Source organism: Brachyspira catarrhinii, assembly GCF_005518285.1.
Classification (GTDB): Bacteria; Spirochaetota; Brachyspiria; order Brachyspirales; family Brachyspiraceae; genus Brachyspira; species Brachyspira catarrhinii.
The window spans coordinates 1-552 of sequence record NZ_SJDU01000743.1; the positions used below are offsets into that span (position 1 = coordinate 1).

Annotated in this window: 1 protein-coding gene; it reads left to right on the top strand. The window is 38.8% G+C overall.

Annotated elements, in window-relative coordinates:
* Positions 1-552: class I tRNA ligase family protein (locus EZH24_RS13295; RefSeq protein ID WP_153227243.1), on the top strand; the 552-nt coding region annotated here is incomplete at both ends.

A 552-nucleotide genomic window follows, 5' to 3' on the forward strand; every position in this document is an offset into this window, starting at 1 on the left:
TAAGCCATAGTTATCCTATTTGCTGGCGATGTAAAAATCCTTTGATATTCAGAGCTACAGACCAATGGTTTATGAATATGAAGCATGACAATATTGACGAGAGAACGGTTAAATCGCTTGAAAATATAAAATGGTATCCAGTTTGGGGACATGAAAGAATGAAAAAAATGCTCGATAATCGTCCCGATTGGTGTTTGTCTCGTCAGCGCTCATGGGGAGTTCCTATTCCAGCTTTCTATTGTAAAAAATGCGGTAAAACTTTATTAACGGCAGAGTCGACAAAACATTTTGCAGAAATCGTAAAAACTAAAGGAATGGATGTCTGGTTTGAATTAGAGCCGAAAGATTTGCTTCCAGCGGGGACGAAATGCGAATGCGGATGCGAGGAATTTGGAAAAGAAGAGGATATACTCGATGTTTGGTTTGATTCTGGAGTCTCTTCTTTCGCTTCTCAAAAAACGAATAAAGATTTGGAAGGAAATTTTCCCGTTGAAATATATTTGGAAGGAGGCGACCAATATAGAGGATGGTTTAAAGCCTCAATCTGGCCAT